The organism is Streptomyces odontotermitis (assembly GCF_050510915.1).
GTDB lineage: Bacteria > Actinomycetota > Actinomycetes > Streptomycetales > Streptomycetaceae > Streptomyces.
Map to the genome: position 1 here is coordinate 402,913 of NZ_JBNJLS010000006.1, position 14,120 is coordinate 417,032.

Genomic DNA, 14,120 nt, shown 5'->3' on the forward strand with positions numbered 1-14,120 from the left:
GCCGGGCGGCGGGGGCGGACCTGCCGGGCGGCGGGGCAGCGCCGGACACCTGCCGGATACCGGCCGCACGTCCCCGTCACGAGGCTGATGTCACCGGCGCAGGCCCCCGCCGAAGCCGTGGTCACGGCCCTTCGACCGTGCCGCTCCGCCCGCACTCACGCTCAGGAACCCCCATGCCCGTGCTCATGGCCAAGGGCCAGCAGATCGAACTGACCAAGGACAACGGCCGCCCCCTCGGCCTGATGCGGATGGGCCTCGGCTGGCGCACCACCCCGCACCACGGGCTGCTCGGGGCCCTGGGACGCCGCCACCGCGTGCACCTGGGCACCTTCGCCGTCCTGTACGGGCGCGGGCGGTTCATCGACGTGATCTTCACCGAGAATCCGGCCAGCCCGGACGGTTCGGTCGAGCACATCGGCGGGCCCCTGCCCAAGGGCATCGCAGGGGAGGGCGACAAGGGCGACAAGGGGGACAGGGGAGGCAGGGAAGACAAGGAATACGTCTGCGTCAATCTGTCGCGTCTGCCGGCCTCCGCGGACCGGATCGTCTTCGTCGTGAGCTCGTTCTCGGGCCAGACCTTCGAGCAAGTGGGCAACGCCTACTGCCGCTTGGTCGACGAGAGCTCCGGACGCGAGTTCGCGCGGTACACGTTCACCGAGGCCGGCCCACACACGTCGCTGATCATGGCGGACGTGCGGCGCAGCGGCGGCGGCTGGGGCATGTCGGCGATCGGCAGGACCGCCGCGGGTCAGACCTTCCCCGATCTGCTGCGGGTGATCGACCGCCATGCCTGAGCCCACGGTGTGCTTCCCGCGGCACGAGGAGTTCGCGGAGTACGTACGGCTGCGCAGACCGGCCCTGCTGCGCAGCGCGCGCCGCCTCGTGGCCGACCCGGCCGACGCCGAGGACCTGTTGCAGACGGCCCTGATGCGCACGCGCGCGTACTGGGCGGGCATCGCCGACAAGTCCCTCGCCGACGCCTATCTGCTGCGCGCCATGATCAACCTGCGGACCGAGTGGTGGCGGGCGCGACGGCTGGAGGAGGTGCCGATCGAGCACCTTCCGGAGACGGGCGAGGAGGAGATCAGCACCCGGCAGCTGCTCGACCGGCACCAACTCCTGGACGCGCTCATGGTGTTGAGCGTCCGGCAGCGCAGCGTGGTCGTGCTCCGGTACTGGGAGGAGCTGAGCACCCAGGAGACCGCGCACGCACTGGCGATGTCGACCGGGACGGTCAAGAGCACCCTGCACCGGTCGCTGACGCTCCTGCGGCAGGAACTCGCCGCGCAGGAGACAGCTGTCCGAACCGGGTGAGCCGTAGGCGTGCGGTCAGTCGGCGCGGGCGGGGATGCCGAAGCTGATGCGGTAGCCGCCGTCGGGCAGCGGCCCCGACACGAACGTGCCGTCCAGCAGCTCGGCGCGCTCCCGCAGACCGACCAGGCCCTGGTGCGCGCTGGGCAGGGTCAGCGAGGGGCGGGTGGGGGCCGTGTTCGTGACGGTGACGCCGAACTCGTCGCCGCGGTCCCAGAGGTCCACCGTCGCGCGCGCTCCCGGGGCGTGCTTGCGGACGTTGGTGAGAGCCTCCTGCACCGCGCGGTACAGGGCGCGCTGCGCGGGGGTGGCGATGTCCGCGGGAAGGTCGCCGGTGACGGTCGTCTCGATGCCGCTCCCCGCGATCAGTTGGCGCAGGTCGGCGAGGGTGGGCTGCGGAGTGAGTTCCGTACCGCTGCTGCCCGAGGCGCGCAGCAGCGAGACCATGTGCCGCAGTTCGTCGAGGGTGTCGACGCTGAGCGAGCGGATGGTGCGGGCCGCGTCCTGGGTACCGGAGTCCTTGGCGGAGACCTGGAGCGCGCCCGCCTGCACGGCGATCAGGCTCACCTGGTGCGAGACCACGTCGTGCATCTCGCGGGCGAGCTGGGTCCGCTCGCGGGCGACGGCGGCCTGGGCGTGCAGGGCGCGCTCGTGCTCACGGGCCTCCTCGATCTCGTCGAGCTGGTGCGACAAGTCCCGCCTGGCCTGGACGAGTTGGCCGACGAGGACCGGTGCGAGCACCATGCAGAGCACATAGCCGAAGTAGACCAGGGTCCAGGTGCGGTCACTGGCGTCGAGGTCGGTCGGCGGCCACGTGATCGACGAGGTGAGTGCTGACAGCAGCGCGAGGACGGCGAGCAGCCGGCGGTTGCGGGTGCGTTCGGCCAGGGTGAACAGGGCGATGACCGGGGCCGCCACGACGTCCAGGAACAGCGAGCCCGGCAGGGTCAGCACGGTGACGGTGATCGGGAAGCGGCGCCGGAAGAAGAGGCAGCCGCAGGTGAGGTCCGCCACGGCCTGCTCCAGCGTCGAGGGCTCTTCCAGGTTCCACCACACGTCGAAGACGGAGACGGCGACGAGCGCGCAGTCGACGAGCCAGGCAGGCAGCCTCCCGAGGATCCCCGCGAACCCCGCGAACCCGGCGGGCCTTGCGGCCTTCGCGGCCTTGGCGCTCTTCGTTGCTTGTGCGGTCGTCGGGGTCACTGCGGTGCCTGCCGGTCGTCCAGGAGACCGCCGCGCTGGGCGAGCAGCGCGGCCTGCACGCGGCTGCTCACGCGCAGCTTGCCGAGGATCGCGCTGACGTAGTCCTTCACCGTGCCCGGGCTCAGGTGGATCCGGGCCCCGATCTCCCCGTTGGAGAGCCCTTCGGCGATCAGGACGAGCACTTCGCGCTCGCGGTCGGTGAGACTGCCGATCCGCGCGACCTCGGCGTCGTCGCGCGCGGGCCCGGCCGGGTGGCCGCGCAGGACGGCGTGGGACGCCTTGGGCGACATCACCACTCCGCCGGCGGCCAGCGTGCGCACCAGCTGCGCCAGCTGCGCGGGGTCGGTGTCCTTGAGCAGGAACCCGGCGGCGCCGGAGCGCAGCGCGGTCAGCACGTACTCGTCGGTGTCGAAGGTCGTCAGCATGGCCACGACGGGCGGATCGGACAGGGCCCGGATGTCGCGCAGCACGGTGAGCCCGTCGACGTCGGGCATCCGGATGTCGAGCAGGACGACGTCCGGCTCGGCCGCGCGCACGGTCGCGAGGGCGTCGCCGCCCGTCGCCGTGGCGACCACCCGCACGTCGTCGGCCGCGCCGAGGATCAGCTCGAAACCGGACCGGACGAGCGCCTCGTCGTCCACGACCACTACCCGGATCACGCGATTTCCTCCGTACGCCGCCCGACCCTGACCTGTCGAGGCTATGTCCACCAGCGGGCACCGGCGTCCCACCACGGGAGAGAGCAGCCGGTCAGCGGGGTGTCTCCAGCCGGTTGGCGGGACGTCCGGGGCCGGTCATGCTGTGTCGTCCGGCGGCTGCGCCGCCCGGGCCATGAGGTCTGCGGCCGTGCAGTCGGGCCCGGTCTTGGTGAGGACCCTCCTGATGAGGTCGCCGAGACAGGCGTGCAGGCGGCCGAAGTAGTGGGGAGTCATGCCGGTCGCCCACACCGAGACGACCCAGACATCCCGTACGTCCTCCATGTCGTGGAACTCGGGCGCGATTCTGATAGGGGCGAACAGCTCGGCCAGTGAGCTGTCCCGTAAGACGTCGAGGAACTTCTCCAGGCGGAGGGCGCCGACGTCGCCGCGCGGGTCATCGACGGCCAGTGCGTAGCAGACGACGAGAGCGAGGGCCGAGAGTCGCTTCTTGAAGAGGGCCCTGTTCACGTTCCACCGGTCGTACCTGTTGTCCAGCCGCGCCTTAAGGTCGGGCGTCTTCTCGATGAACGCCATGAGAGCACCGCTGACCTCACGGCAGCGGACCACCAGATCGTGGGACACGTCGGCTCCCTCCGAGGCAGAGCGAAGGTGATCATTCGGCGTCCTCCGGCAGGAGAATTCGATCAGTTGCGGCCTTCCGACCTGCCGCGTTCCCCGAGAGCACCACGATGGCGCCATGACCGAAGACTGGCAACGGCGTCTGGCCCGGCTGCATGCGGATCTGGTGGACCGGGACGATCCCGTCGAACTCGCAGCCGAGTCCGATGCGGTGGACGCCTCGGTCCGGTATCCGCATCTGGCCCTGCGCGGGCCGGTGTTCGGGATCGCGGTGCAGGATCCCGCGGACGGTCCCGAGTGGCGGGTGCTCTCGCCGGTGGTGGACGGCATGCCCCAGCAGGCCCGCGACGCGCTCAACTCGCATCTGTGGTTCAAGGCCAAGGACGAGGCGGACGGGCCCGCGATGCGGCGCGACCTGCTCGCTGCGGTCAAGGTGCTGGAGAACGAGCCGGTCGACGAGCTGGAGGTGCTGGGGCTCCGTTACCGGGTGGTGCGCGGGGACGAGATCGCGCGGATCGGCGAGGACGGACTGGAGCCGCCCCGGCCCACCGACCGGGACGCGACCGACCGGACCTGGCGGGAGCACCGCAGGACGGCCGCGTCGGCAGGGGCGGACGGGATGATCGACATCGGGTTCGAGGTGAGCAGCGGCACGCGGACGGGCAGCCCGATGACCGGCGCCCTGCTCGCGGCGCTGCGGGACTTCGCCTACCGGGGCGCACGCTTTCCCGACGAGGTGACCGCCGACTCCGAGCGGGCCGTGGTCACCCACCCCGACATCGCCCTGCTGCCCGTCGGCTACGGAGTGGCCGAGCTCAGCGCCGAGGAGGGCTGGCAGCCGCGGACGGGGCCCAAGTCCACTCCGCACGAGGCCCGGCGGACGCTGTACGGCGCGATGACGGAGAGCTGGCCGATGGTCCACCAGTTCGACGCCGAGGAAAGGGCCCGATACGCGCGCGCCGCCGAGGAGTTCCGGGCGGCCGGTGACGCCAACGAGGTGCGCGTGGGGGAGCTGTTGTTCCGGATCTGCCGCATCCAGCGCCTGGTCCGCATCGGGCCGGACGGGCCCGAGACCCCGCGCCCCAGCGACGAGGACACCTACGGGCCGATGAAGATGCACCCGACCATGGACGACGACGGCACTGTTCATTTCGGCACCTGACGTCACAGACGCAGGGCGGGCCGGAGGCACATCCGTCCTGCGTATTGTCCGTTGGCCTGGAACGTGTTTCACTGCGCCGCGTGACTGACACACCATCAGGTCTTGAGGCGGACTACATCGTCGTGGGCGCGGGCAGCGCCGGCTGCATCGTGGCGCGCAGGCTCGCGGACGCCGGGGCGAGCGTGATCCTGGTGGAGGCGGGGGCCGGGCGCCTTGAGCGATCGCGCGTCATCCGGGTCCCCGGCATGATCTCGGTCATGCACTCCGTGCCCCAGGTCAAGAAGCGCTTCGACTGGGGCTATTACACCGTGCCGCAGAAGCACGCGGCCGACCGCCGCATCCCCGTCACCCGCGGCAAGCTGCTCGGCGGCTCCAGCGCCGTCAACGGCATGCTGTTCGTGCGCGGCCACCGCCGCAACTACGACGACTGGGCCGCGGCGGGCTGCACCGGCTGGTCGTACGAGGACATCCTGCCCTCCTACAAGCGGATGGAGGACTGGGAGGGCGGCGCGAGCGAGGTGCGCGGCGCCGGCGGCCCGGTCGCGGTCACCCGGCAGAGCGGCCTCACCCCGGCCTCCCGCGCCCTGATGGAGGCGCTCGCCGAGGGGCTGGACACGCCCCGCAACGACGACTACAACGGCGCCGAGCAGACCGGCGTCGGCATCGTCCAGATGAGCGCGCGCGACGGCGTCCGCTACAGCGCCTCGCACGCCTACCTCGGCGACGACCGCCCGCCGAACCTGCGCATACGCTCCGCCGCCATGGTCAGGCGCGTCGTGCTCGACGGCGACCGCGCCGTGGGCGTGGAGATCGCCGACGGCAACCGGCGCCAGGTGCTGCGCGCCGGACGCGAAGTCGTCCTGTCCGCCGGGGTGGTGGGCTCGGCGCAACTGCTGCTCCTGTCCGGCATCGGCCCGGCCGAGCAGCTGCGCGGCCTGGGCCTCGACGTCGCCGCCGATCTGCCGGTCGGGCGCAACCTGCACGACCACCTCTTCGTGCCGATGACCTTCCTCGCCCCCACCGCCCAACACCGGGGCACCGCCTCGCACTTCTTCGGCGGCATGCTCGCGGAGACGCTGCGCGGCGGCAGTTGGCTCGGCCGGACCGTCTTCGAGGCGATGGGCTTCGTCCGCACGGCCGCCGCCGAGACCCCCGCCGACCAGCCCGACCTGCAGCTGCACGCCCTGCCCTGGTCGTATCCGAGCCCGAACCAGGACGCCCCCATCCGGCACAGCGTCGACAAGCGGCCCGCGCTGACCGTGATGCCGACCCTCATCTACCCCAAGAGCCGCGGCGAGCTGCGCCTGGCCTCCGCCGATCCGGCCACCGCCCCGCTGATCGACCCCGGCTTCCTCTCCGACCCGGCCGATGCCCGTTTCCTGATCGAGGGCATGAAACTCGTACGGGACGTCATGGCGCACAAGCGGCTCGACGAGGTCGTCACCGGCGAGCTGCACCCGGGCGCGGCGCTCGCCACCGACGCGGACCTCGCCCGCGAACTCCCCCAGCGCATCCACTCCGTCTACCACCCGGTCGGCACCTGCAAGATGGGCGGAGCCGACGACGCGGACGCGGTCGTCGACCCGGAGCTGAAGGTGCGCGGCATCCAGGGCCTGCGCGTCGCCGACGCCGCCGTGATGCCGTCCATCACCGGCGGCAACACCAACGCACCGGCGATGCTCATCGGGGAGCGGTGCGCGGAGCTGATGACGATGAAGCGCTGACGACGATGAAGTACTGATGACGATGAAGCGCCGACGGCGATGCAGAGCTGACAGCGGCCGAGCGGTGCCCCGTGTCAGCTCCGCGGCAGCCGCCGCGCGATGTTCTGCACGACGGTGGCCGCGAACGACCGCGCGCTGTCGCAGAGTTGCTTGTCGGGCTGCGGTGCGTACACGGTCAGCTGGAACTGCTCGACCGTGTGGTCGCCGACGGAGTTCGTGTACGTACGGTGCGGCGTCCGGACCGTACAGCTGTGAGCTGCGCGGCGCCCGCCGACCCCCGCCCATAGAAGCACCGTTCCAGGAGGAGGCCGACATGGGCGTGCTGTCCACCCGGCTCACCGAGCAGTACGCGGTCCGGTACCCGTTCGTCTGCGCCGGGATGGCCTTCGCGGGCGGTACCGCGGAGCTGGCGACAGCCGTCTGCACGGCAGGCGGCATCGGTGCGGTGGGTGCCGGGCTGATGCCCCCGGAGAGGCTCCGGCAGACCGTCCATGAGCTCCGCAAGGGCGCGGGAAGCGCTCCGTTCCACATCAACCTGATCACGTACTTCGACAACACCGACCTCGTACGCGTCTGCGCCGAGGAGCGGGTGCCGATCGTCTCCTTCCACTGGGGTCACCCGCCGGCCGACCAGCTCACGCGGCTGCGCGCGGCCGGGGTCTCGGTGTGGGAGCAGATCGGCTCCGCCGACGCGGCCAGGCGGGCCGTCGACGACGGCGTGGAGGCCGTCGTCGCCCAGGGCTGGGAGGCCGGGGGGCACAACTACGGCGGTCTGCCCACCATGGTCGGCGTGCCCGCGGTCGTGGACGCCGTGGGCGAGCGGGCGCTGGTCCTGGCCGCGGGCGGCATCACCGACGGGCGCCAGGTCGCCGCGGCCCTGTGCCTGGGCGCCGACGGCGTGTGGGTGGGCACCCGGCTGGTGGCCTCGCGCGAGGCGCAGGTCCATCCCGAGCACCATCGCCGGCTGATCAACTCGCTGGGCGAGGACACGGTGCTCAGCGGGATCTTCGGCCCCGAGTGGCCGGAGTTCAACCCGATGCGGGTGCAGCGCGACCGCGTGGTGGCCGAGTGGAACGACCGGCGGGCCGAGGTGCCGACCGTCCGGGACGACCTCGAACAGGTCGGCACCACGGTCTTCGAGGGGGCGGAGACCGTGCTGCGCAAGTTCAACGTGCTGCCGCCGGTGCCGGCGACCGAAGCCGACTGGGAGGAGATGCCCTGGCTGATGGGGCAGGGCGTCGGCCTCGTCCACGACGTCCGGCCCGCCGGGGACATCGTCCGCGAGGTGATGGACCAGGCCGCACGCGTCCTGACCCGGCCGCACATGTCCTGACCAGGCCGCACGCGTCCTGACCCGGCCGAGCTGACCTGCTCCGGCCCAGCTCCCCCTCCAAGCCGCTCAACCCGCCCACTACGTCTCAGGTTTACGGCGAAATCAACCCACTGCGGGACGTCCCGGCCGTGGCCGGGCCGTAGCTTGCCGAGGAGACAGGGGGCGCCGTCCTCGATGGCCGGACTCATCAGGGGGCGGGTCCCGGGAGGGGAGGGCAGGTGGAGCGGCGCATCATTGCCCGGCACACCGTCGAGGGCGTGCGGGACGCGCGGATCAGCACGCATCCGTTCGGCACCGAGGACGGGCTGACGCTGAACCTGACGCGGTTCCGCAGGGGCGCGTGTGACGACGTCGTGCTGCTCGTGCACGGGCTGACCGCGTCCAGCGACCTGTTCATCATGCCCGAGCACGAGAACCTCACGAACTTCCTGCTGGACCACGGCTTCACCGATGTGTGGGCCGTGGATCTGCGGATGAGCAACCGGTACCCCTTCAACACCGAGGCGGGCGACGCGACGCTCGACGACGTCGCCCACTACGACCACCCGGCGGCCCTCGCGGAGCTGCGCCGGCACGTCGGGGACCGGCGGGTCCACGTCATCGCGCACTGCATGGGCTCGACGACCTTCTCGATGAGCCTGTTCGGCGGCGTGGTCGACGGCATCGCGAGCTTCGTCGCCCAGAGCGTCTCGCTGATCGTGCGGGTGCCCACCTGGTCGCGGTGGAAGACGGCGACGGTTCCCCTGCTGGCGCGCGTCCTCCCCGAGGTCGGGCCGCGGATGGCGCAGGCACCGCGCTTCAGCCCGGCATGGACGCTCTCCCGTCTGGTGTCCCTCGCGCACCCCGAGTGCGACAACTCGGCCTGCCACATGGTGAGTTTCATGTGGGGCGCCGGATGGCCCGCGCTCTACAGCCACGACAAGCTGTCACCCGTCACCCACGACCGCATCGGCGACCTCCTCGGGCCGTCGGGGCTGCACTACTACCACCACATCAGCGACATGATCCGGGCCGGTCACGCGGTCAAGCACGACCCCGCCGACCCCCGCCACGCCGCGCTCCCCGACGACTATCTGGCGGACGCGGAGCGGCAGCGGACCCCGGTCCTCTTCCTGACCGGCGACCGCAACCGCGTCTTCGGCGACGCCAACGTCGTGTGCCACCGCGAACTGTCGCGGCACGCCCCCGAGTCGTACGAGCTCGCCGTCCTGCCCGGCTACGGATACGTCGACCCGATCATCGGCAAGGACGCGCACCGGGACGTCTTCCCGGTGATCGTCGACTTCCTGAAGCGGCGGGCGGTCTGACATGGGGCGGGAGACGACCGGCGGGGCGGAGCACGTGGACGCCGTCGTCATCGGCTCCGGATTCGGCGGCTCCGTCGCCGCGTACCGGCTCGCCGAGGCCGGCCGGAGCGTGGTGGTCCTCGAGCGGGGCCGGGCCTACCCGCCGGGCAGCTTCGCGCGCACCCCCGCGCAGGCCGCGCGGGCCTTCTGGGCGCCGGACGACGGCCTGTACGGACTCTTCGACGTGCGCGCATTCCGCGGCTTCGACGCGGTGACCGCCAGCGGACTCGGCGGCGGCTCCCTCATCTACGCGAACGTGCTGCTGCGCAAGGACGAGCGCTGGTTCGTCGAGGAACAGCCCCTTGCGGGCGGCGGATACGAATGCTGGCCGGTGACGCGCGCACAACTCGACCCGCACTACGACGCGGTGGAGCGGATGCTCGGCCCGGTGCCCTACCCGCTGGACCGCCCCGGATACGCGGACACGGCCAAGACGCATGCGCTGCGCGCGGCCGCGGACCGCCTCGGGTTCGACTTCTCGCTGCCGCCCCTGGCCGTGCGCTTCGCACCCAAGGACGGGGCCGAACCCCGCCCCGGAGCGCCCGTCGTCACCCCGGAGTACGGCGATCTGCACGGCGTGGGCCGGCGCACCTGCAAGCTGTGCGGGGAGTGCAACATCGGCTGCAACGAGGGTGCCAAGAACAGCCTCGACTTCACCTACCTCGCCGCCGCCCGCCGGCACGGCGCCGACCTGCGCACCGGCCACGACGTCCGCCGCATCGGCCCCCGTCCGGGCGGCGGGTACGAGGTGCGGTATGTCACCTACGCGCCACAGGACGACGGGCGGCCGGCCGCCGCCGACGACCGGCCGCCGCGCACGCTCACCTGCGACCGGCTGGTCCTGGCCGCGGGCGCGCTCGGCACCACGCACCTGCTGCTGCGCAGCGCCCGGGGGTTCCCGGGGATCAGCACCGCGCTCGGCACCCGCTTCTCCGGCAACGGCGACCTCCTCTCCTTCGCCGTGCGGGCCAAGGGGGCGGACGGCCGCGGCCGGAGCATGGGGCCCAGCCGCGGCCCCGTCATCACCGGCACCATCCGGCTGCCCGACGAACTCGACGGCGACGACGGCCTCGGACGCGGGGCGTACATCCAGGACGGGGGCTACCCGGCGTTCGTCACCTGGCTCGTGGAGGCCGCCGACGTCCGGCACGACGCCACCCGCGCCTCCCGGTTCGTGCTGCGCCACCTGGCGTCCCGGGCCACGCGGCGCCCCGAAGTCCGCCTCGCCAAGCCGGTCTCCGACCTCCTGGGAGACGGCGCCCTCTCCGACACGAGCCTTCCGCTGCTCGGGATGGGCCGGGACGTCCCCGACGGCGAACTGCGGCTGCGCGGCGGGACCTTGGACGCCACGTGGTCGCCCGCCTCCAGCGCCGCCTACTTCGCCCGCCTCCGCACGGCACTGCGGTGCGTCGCCGAGGAGATGGGCGCCCGCTACGCGGACAGCCCCAGCTGGCTGCTCAACCGGACGGTCACCGTGCACCCGTGCGGCGGGAGCCCGATGGGCCGGGACCCGGCGGAGGGAGTCTGTGACGCCTTCGGGGAGGTCTACGGATATCCGGGTCTGTACGTCATGGACGCCGCGGCACTGCCCGGACCGGTCGGCACCAATCCGGCGCTGACCATCGCGGCGCTCGCGGACCGCGCGTGCACACATCTGCTGGAGCAGGCGCCCGACGCGACGGCAGGACGCCCCGGCACGGCAGGACGCCCCGGCGCGGCGGAACGCCCCACCCACCGCGACACCTACGTGCCGCACACCTCCGTCCAGTTCACGGAAACCCTCCGCGGACACTGCGCCGTGACCCCGCCCGCAGCGGACCCCGTCGCACACCGTGCCGCCGAGGAGCACCTCTCGGCGCGCCTCACCGTGACCGTCGACGACATCGACGACTTCCTGGACGACCCCGAGCACCCGGCCCGCGCCGACGGCTGGATCGACGCCGCCGCGCTGGGCGGCCGCCGTCCCGTGGAGCGCGGCGTGGTGAACATCTTCGCGACGGGCACGGCACCCGGGCGCCGCGAACTGCGCTACCGGCTGTACCTCGCGGACGCCGCGCAGCGCCCCTGCACCCTGGTCGGGACGAAGTACCTGGCGCCCGCCCCGGTCACCCGCCTGTGGCCGGAGAGCACCACGCTCCGCTTCCGGCTGCTGAGCGGACACGTGCCGCAGGGGGACGAACGCGCCGCGCCCCGCATCGGTACGGGCGTGCTCCACATCAGGGCCACCGACTTCCTCCGCCAGCTCACCACGCTGCGCACCACGGGACCGCGCGGTCCCGCGGCACTCGCCCGGTTCCACCGGTTCTTCCTCGACCACCTCTGGAAGTTGTACGGCATCACCTCCCCGCGATGACGCGCGAACGCTCCTGGGCCGACGCGCGAACGCCCAGGGACGTCAACGGCCTTCGGCCACCGCCAGGACGCCCACCATGCGATGGAGCCGTCGGCGGGTGCGGGCGGCGTCGGCCCGGTCCACCACGATCTCGGCGGTGGCCCAGGCCGAACGTACGGAATCAGAGGCCGCGTAGGACAGCTCCTGGACCGGCACCGAGCGCAGTGTCGAAACGATCTTGGCAAGGACCTCGCGGCTGTCGTGGAGCGTCACGGTGAACCGGCAGGTCGGGCTCTGCGCGGGTGCCGTCTGCGGCTGGGGCAGTACGCAGGGGGCGGATTCGACGGTGGTGTTCGTCATGACAGGTGCTTCCTTGTCTCGGTGATCGGTGATCGGTGATCGGTGATCGGTGATCGGTGATCGGTGATCGGTGTTCGGCGGGCGATGTCGTGGCGGGCGAAAACAAAAAGACCCCTCGCTGTTCGCGAGAGGTCTGCGTGCGGGCGGTGAGCTGCCGGGAGGGCTTGCCTCCAGGTCACCTCGGGGCCGGCACGCCGCGGCTGATAATGAGCTGACGCAGCATGGCGCGGATGTTGGCACGGACCGGCGCGCCCGGCAACGCCATCTCACGCTGCGGACACCCCGAGCCACGGCCTGACGCAACGTCATGGGCCCTCTTCTGTCGGCCCCGATGAACGAGCCGCTCCACCTTGTCGTGAACGACGAAGCCCTCGCTGATCCCGTGCCCTACCTTCCCGACATCACCGGTTCGCAGCCTCGGAAGTGGGGATCCGCATGTCCACGTGGGAGAAGCCAGGCCGACCGCCCGCAACAGCCGTGGCGGCACTGGCCGCGGTCGCCGCGCTGGTGGCCGGCGGGTGCGGGGGGACGGCCGGTTCGGGCAGCGCGGGGGGCGGCGCCCTCGCGGACGGCAAGACGTTCACCACGTCCTTCGCCTCCGACCCGGGCACCCTCGACCCGGCGAAGACCGTCATGTCGATCGCCATCGGCATCAACCGCTACCTGTACGACCCGCTGATCCACCTCGACGACCAGGGCAAGCCGGTCGCCGGGCTCGCGCAGAAGTGGCGGGCGACGACCACGAAGGCCACCTTCACGCTGCGCCCCGGCCTCACCTGCTCCGACGGTAAGCCGCTGACCGCCGGCGAAGTGGCCGCGAACATCAACTACATCGGTGACCCCAAGAACAAGTCGCCCCTGGCCGGTGTGCAGATCCAGCCGGGCACCACCGCGAAGGCCGACGACCAGCAGCGCACCGTCACCCTCAAGAGCGGCGCCCCGGACGCGTTCCTGCTGCGCAACGCCGGGTCCGTGCCGATCGCCTGCGGCAAGGGGCTCAAGGACCGCACGGCGCTGGCCAAGGGCGGCAAGGGCAGCGGCACCGGCATGTTCACCCTGACCGAGTCGGTGGCGGGCGACCACTACACCCTCGCCCGGCGCAAGGACTACGCGTGGGGGCCGGGGGACTTCAAGCGCGACACCAAGGGGCTGCCGGACAAGGTGACGGTCCGGATCATCCCGAACGAGACCACGGCCGCCAACCTGCTCCAGTCGGGCCGGCTCAACGCCGCGGCGATGACCGGCCCCGAGCAGAAGCGCCTCGCCGCCCAGAAGCTGTTCCACGCCGATGTGCAGGCGCCGCTGGGCGAGTTGTGGTTCAACCAGGCCGAGGCCCGCCCCGGCGCGGACGAGAAGGTGCGCCGGGCGCTGGTCCGGGCGCTGAACCTGTCCGACGTCGGCAAGGTCATCACCAACGGCACCGGAAAGCCCTCCCAGGGCATGCTCACCGACACACCACGCGCCTGCACCGGCGACGCGGTCACCGGGAACCTCCCCGGACACGACCTGGCGGCGGCCAAGTCCGCGCTGGACGAGGCCGGTTGGCGGCCGGGTGCCGGAGGGACCCGCACCAAGAACGGCAAGAAGCTCACCCTCAGCCTGATGTACGGCTCCCAGCACGGAGCCACCATGGCCGCGGGCGCCGAGCTGATCCAGAAGGCGTGGAAGAGCGTCGGGGCCGAGGTCGAACTGAAGCCGCTGGACAGCCCCGGCGTGAACAGCGCGCTCTTCGGCTCCGGGGACTGGGACGTCTCCATGGGCCCCGTCGCCCTCTCCGTGCCCACCCAGCTCGTCCCCTTCATGAGCGGGCCGACCCCGCCGAAGGGCGTGAACTTCGCCGGAGTCGACAACGCCTCGTACCAGAGCCTCGTGCGGAAGGCGTCGGCCGAGGTCGGGACCGCCGGGTGCCCGCAGTGGCAGCAGGCCGAGGAGGCACTGGTCAAGCACGTCGACGTGGTGCCGTACTACAACTCGCTCACGCCCGTCTTCGGCAAGGCGGCCCGCTTCAAGGTCAGCCAGGGCGCGATCGTCCCGTCCTCGATCCGCATGTACGCCAACTAGGAGGCCGGTCC

Annotated in this window: 13 protein-coding genes; 8 read left to right on the top strand and 5 right to left on the bottom strand. The window is 72.0% G+C overall.

All coding sequences use genetic code 11. The features are described 5' to 3' along the window. Positions 1–173 precede the first annotated feature (173 nt). Positions 174–794, top strand: coding sequence for a TerD family protein (locus tag ACQB60_RS20555; protein WP_496927464.1), 621 nt, complete (start codon positions 174–176; stop codon positions 792–794). Beyond that, the gene (locus tag ACQB60_RS20560) at positions 787–1,314 is read left to right on the top strand and encodes a SigE family RNA polymerase sigma factor (RefSeq protein WP_496927465.1); all 528 of its coding nucleotides are present in this window, start codon (positions 787–789) and stop codon (positions 1,312–1,314) included. The genes ACQB60_RS20555 and ACQB60_RS20560 overlap by 8 nt, the downstream gene beginning before the upstream one ends. A 15-nt stretch (positions 1,315–1,329) precedes the next feature. On the opposite strand, the gene ACQB60_RS20565 is transcribed toward ACQB60_RS20560, so the two are convergent. The 3 genes from ACQB60_RS20565 to ACQB60_RS20575 form a co-directional block, all read right to left on the bottom strand. Further along, positions 1,330–2,418 carry a sensor histidine kinase gene (locus ACQB60_RS20565; protein ID WP_496927566.1) on the bottom strand — a complete coding sequence of 363 codons (1,089 nt, stop codon included), beginning with the start codon at positions 2,416–2,418 and terminating at the stop codon, positions 1,330–1,332. Between the two features lie 92 nt (positions 2,419–2,510). After that, positions 2,511–3,173 (bottom strand): response regulator, encoded by a 663-nt coding sequence (locus ACQB60_RS20570; protein WP_496927466.1) that lies wholly within the window; start codon positions 3,171–3,173, stop codon positions 2,511–2,513. A gap of 135 nt (positions 3,174–3,308) precedes the next feature. Beyond that, positions 3,309–3,794 (bottom strand): hypothetical protein, encoded by a 486-nt coding sequence (locus tag ACQB60_RS20575; protein ID WP_496927467.1) that lies wholly within the window; start codon positions 3,792–3,794, stop codon positions 3,309–3,311. A gap of 115 nt (positions 3,795–3,909) precedes the next feature. On the opposite strand from ACQB60_RS20575, the gene ACQB60_RS20580 reads away from it, so the two are divergent. Together ACQB60_RS20580 and ACQB60_RS20585 are read left to right on the top strand one after the other, a co-directional pair. Next, positions 3,910–4,953 carry a DUF5954 family protein gene (locus tag ACQB60_RS20580; protein WP_496927468.1) on the top strand — a complete coding sequence of 348 codons (1,044 nt, stop codon included), beginning with the start codon at positions 3,910–3,912 and terminating at the stop codon, positions 4,951–4,953. An 80-nt stretch (positions 4,954–5,033) separates the two neighbouring features. Then, positions 5,034–6,677 carry a GMC family oxidoreductase gene (locus ACQB60_RS20585; protein ID WP_496927469.1) on the top strand — a complete coding sequence of 548 codons (1,644 nt, stop codon included), beginning with the start codon at positions 5,034–5,036 and terminating at the stop codon, positions 6,675–6,677. Positions 6,678–6,751: 74 nt separating this feature from the next. Here the strand turns inward: ACQB60_RS20585 and ACQB60_RS20590 are convergent, their stop codons facing one another. Beyond that, positions 6,752–6,970: a hypothetical protein gene (locus ACQB60_RS20590; RefSeq protein WP_496927470.1), complete on the bottom strand. Its 219-nt coding sequence runs from the start codon at positions 6,968–6,970 to the stop codon at positions 6,752–6,754. A gap of 20 nt (positions 6,971–6,990) precedes the next feature. On the opposite strand from ACQB60_RS20590, the gene ACQB60_RS20595 reads away from it, so the two are divergent. The 3 genes from ACQB60_RS20595 (at position 6,991) to ACQB60_RS20605 (ending at position 11,709) form a co-directional block, all read left to right on the top strand. Continuing rightward, entirely contained in the window at positions 6,991–8,010 is a 1,020-nt protein-coding gene (locus ACQB60_RS20595) for an NAD(P)H-dependent flavin oxidoreductase (protein ID WP_496927471.1), read from the top strand. Positions 8,011–8,228: 218 nt separating this feature from the next. Then, positions 8,229–9,317 carry an alpha/beta hydrolase gene (locus ACQB60_RS20600; protein WP_496927472.1) on the top strand — a complete coding sequence of 363 codons (1,089 nt, stop codon included), beginning with the start codon at positions 8,229–8,231 and terminating at the stop codon, positions 9,315–9,317. Between the two features lies 1 nt (position 9,318). Continuing rightward, positions 9,319–11,709 carry an FAD-dependent oxidoreductase gene (locus ACQB60_RS20605; protein WP_496927473.1) on the top strand — a complete coding sequence of 797 codons (2,391 nt, stop codon included), beginning with the start codon at positions 9,319–9,321 and terminating at the stop codon, positions 11,707–11,709. A 42-nt stretch (positions 11,710–11,751) separates the two neighbouring features. Here the strand turns inward: ACQB60_RS20605 and ACQB60_RS20610 are convergent, their stop codons facing one another. Beyond that, positions 11,752–12,048, bottom strand: a complete 297-nt coding sequence (locus ACQB60_RS20610) for a hypothetical protein (RefSeq protein ID WP_496927474.1) — start codon at positions 12,046–12,048, stop codon at positions 11,752–11,754. 435 nt (positions 12,049–12,483) lie between these two features. On the opposite strand from ACQB60_RS20610, the gene ACQB60_RS20615 reads away from it, so the two are divergent. After that, complete coding sequence (locus ACQB60_RS20615; protein ID WP_496927475.1) at positions 12,484–14,109, top strand: ABC transporter substrate-binding protein; 1,626 nt, start codon at positions 12,484–12,486, stop codon at positions 14,107–14,109. The last annotated feature ends 11 nt before the right edge of the window (positions 14,110–14,120 follow it).

Coding starts and splice junctions, on each gene's coding strand:
- ACQB60_RS20580 (WP_496927468.1), top strand. CDS start 3,910: ATGACCGAAGACTGGCAACGGCGTCTGGCCCGGCTGCATGCGGATCTG.
- ACQB60_RS20615 (WP_496927475.1), top strand. CDS start 12,484: ATGTCCACGTGGGAGAAGCCAGGCCGACCGCCCGCAACAGCCGTGGCG.
- ACQB60_RS20595 (WP_496927471.1), top strand. CDS start 6,991: ATGGGCGTGCTGTCCACCCGGCTCACCGAGCAGTACGCGGTCCGGTAC.
- ACQB60_RS20555 (WP_496927464.1), top strand. CDS start 174: ATGCCCGTGCTCATGGCCAAGGGCCAGCAGATCGAACTGACCAAGGAC.
- ACQB60_RS20610 (WP_496927474.1), bottom strand. CDS start 12,048: ATGACGAACACCACCGTCGAATCCGCCCCCTGCGTACTGCCCCAGCCG.
- ACQB60_RS20605 (WP_496927473.1), top strand. CDS start 9,319: ATGGGGCGGGAGACGACCGGCGGGGCGGAGCACGTGGACGCCGTCGTC.
- ACQB60_RS20560 (WP_496927465.1), top strand. CDS start 787: ATGCCTGAGCCCACGGTGTGCTTCCCGCGGCACGAGGAGTTCGCGGAG.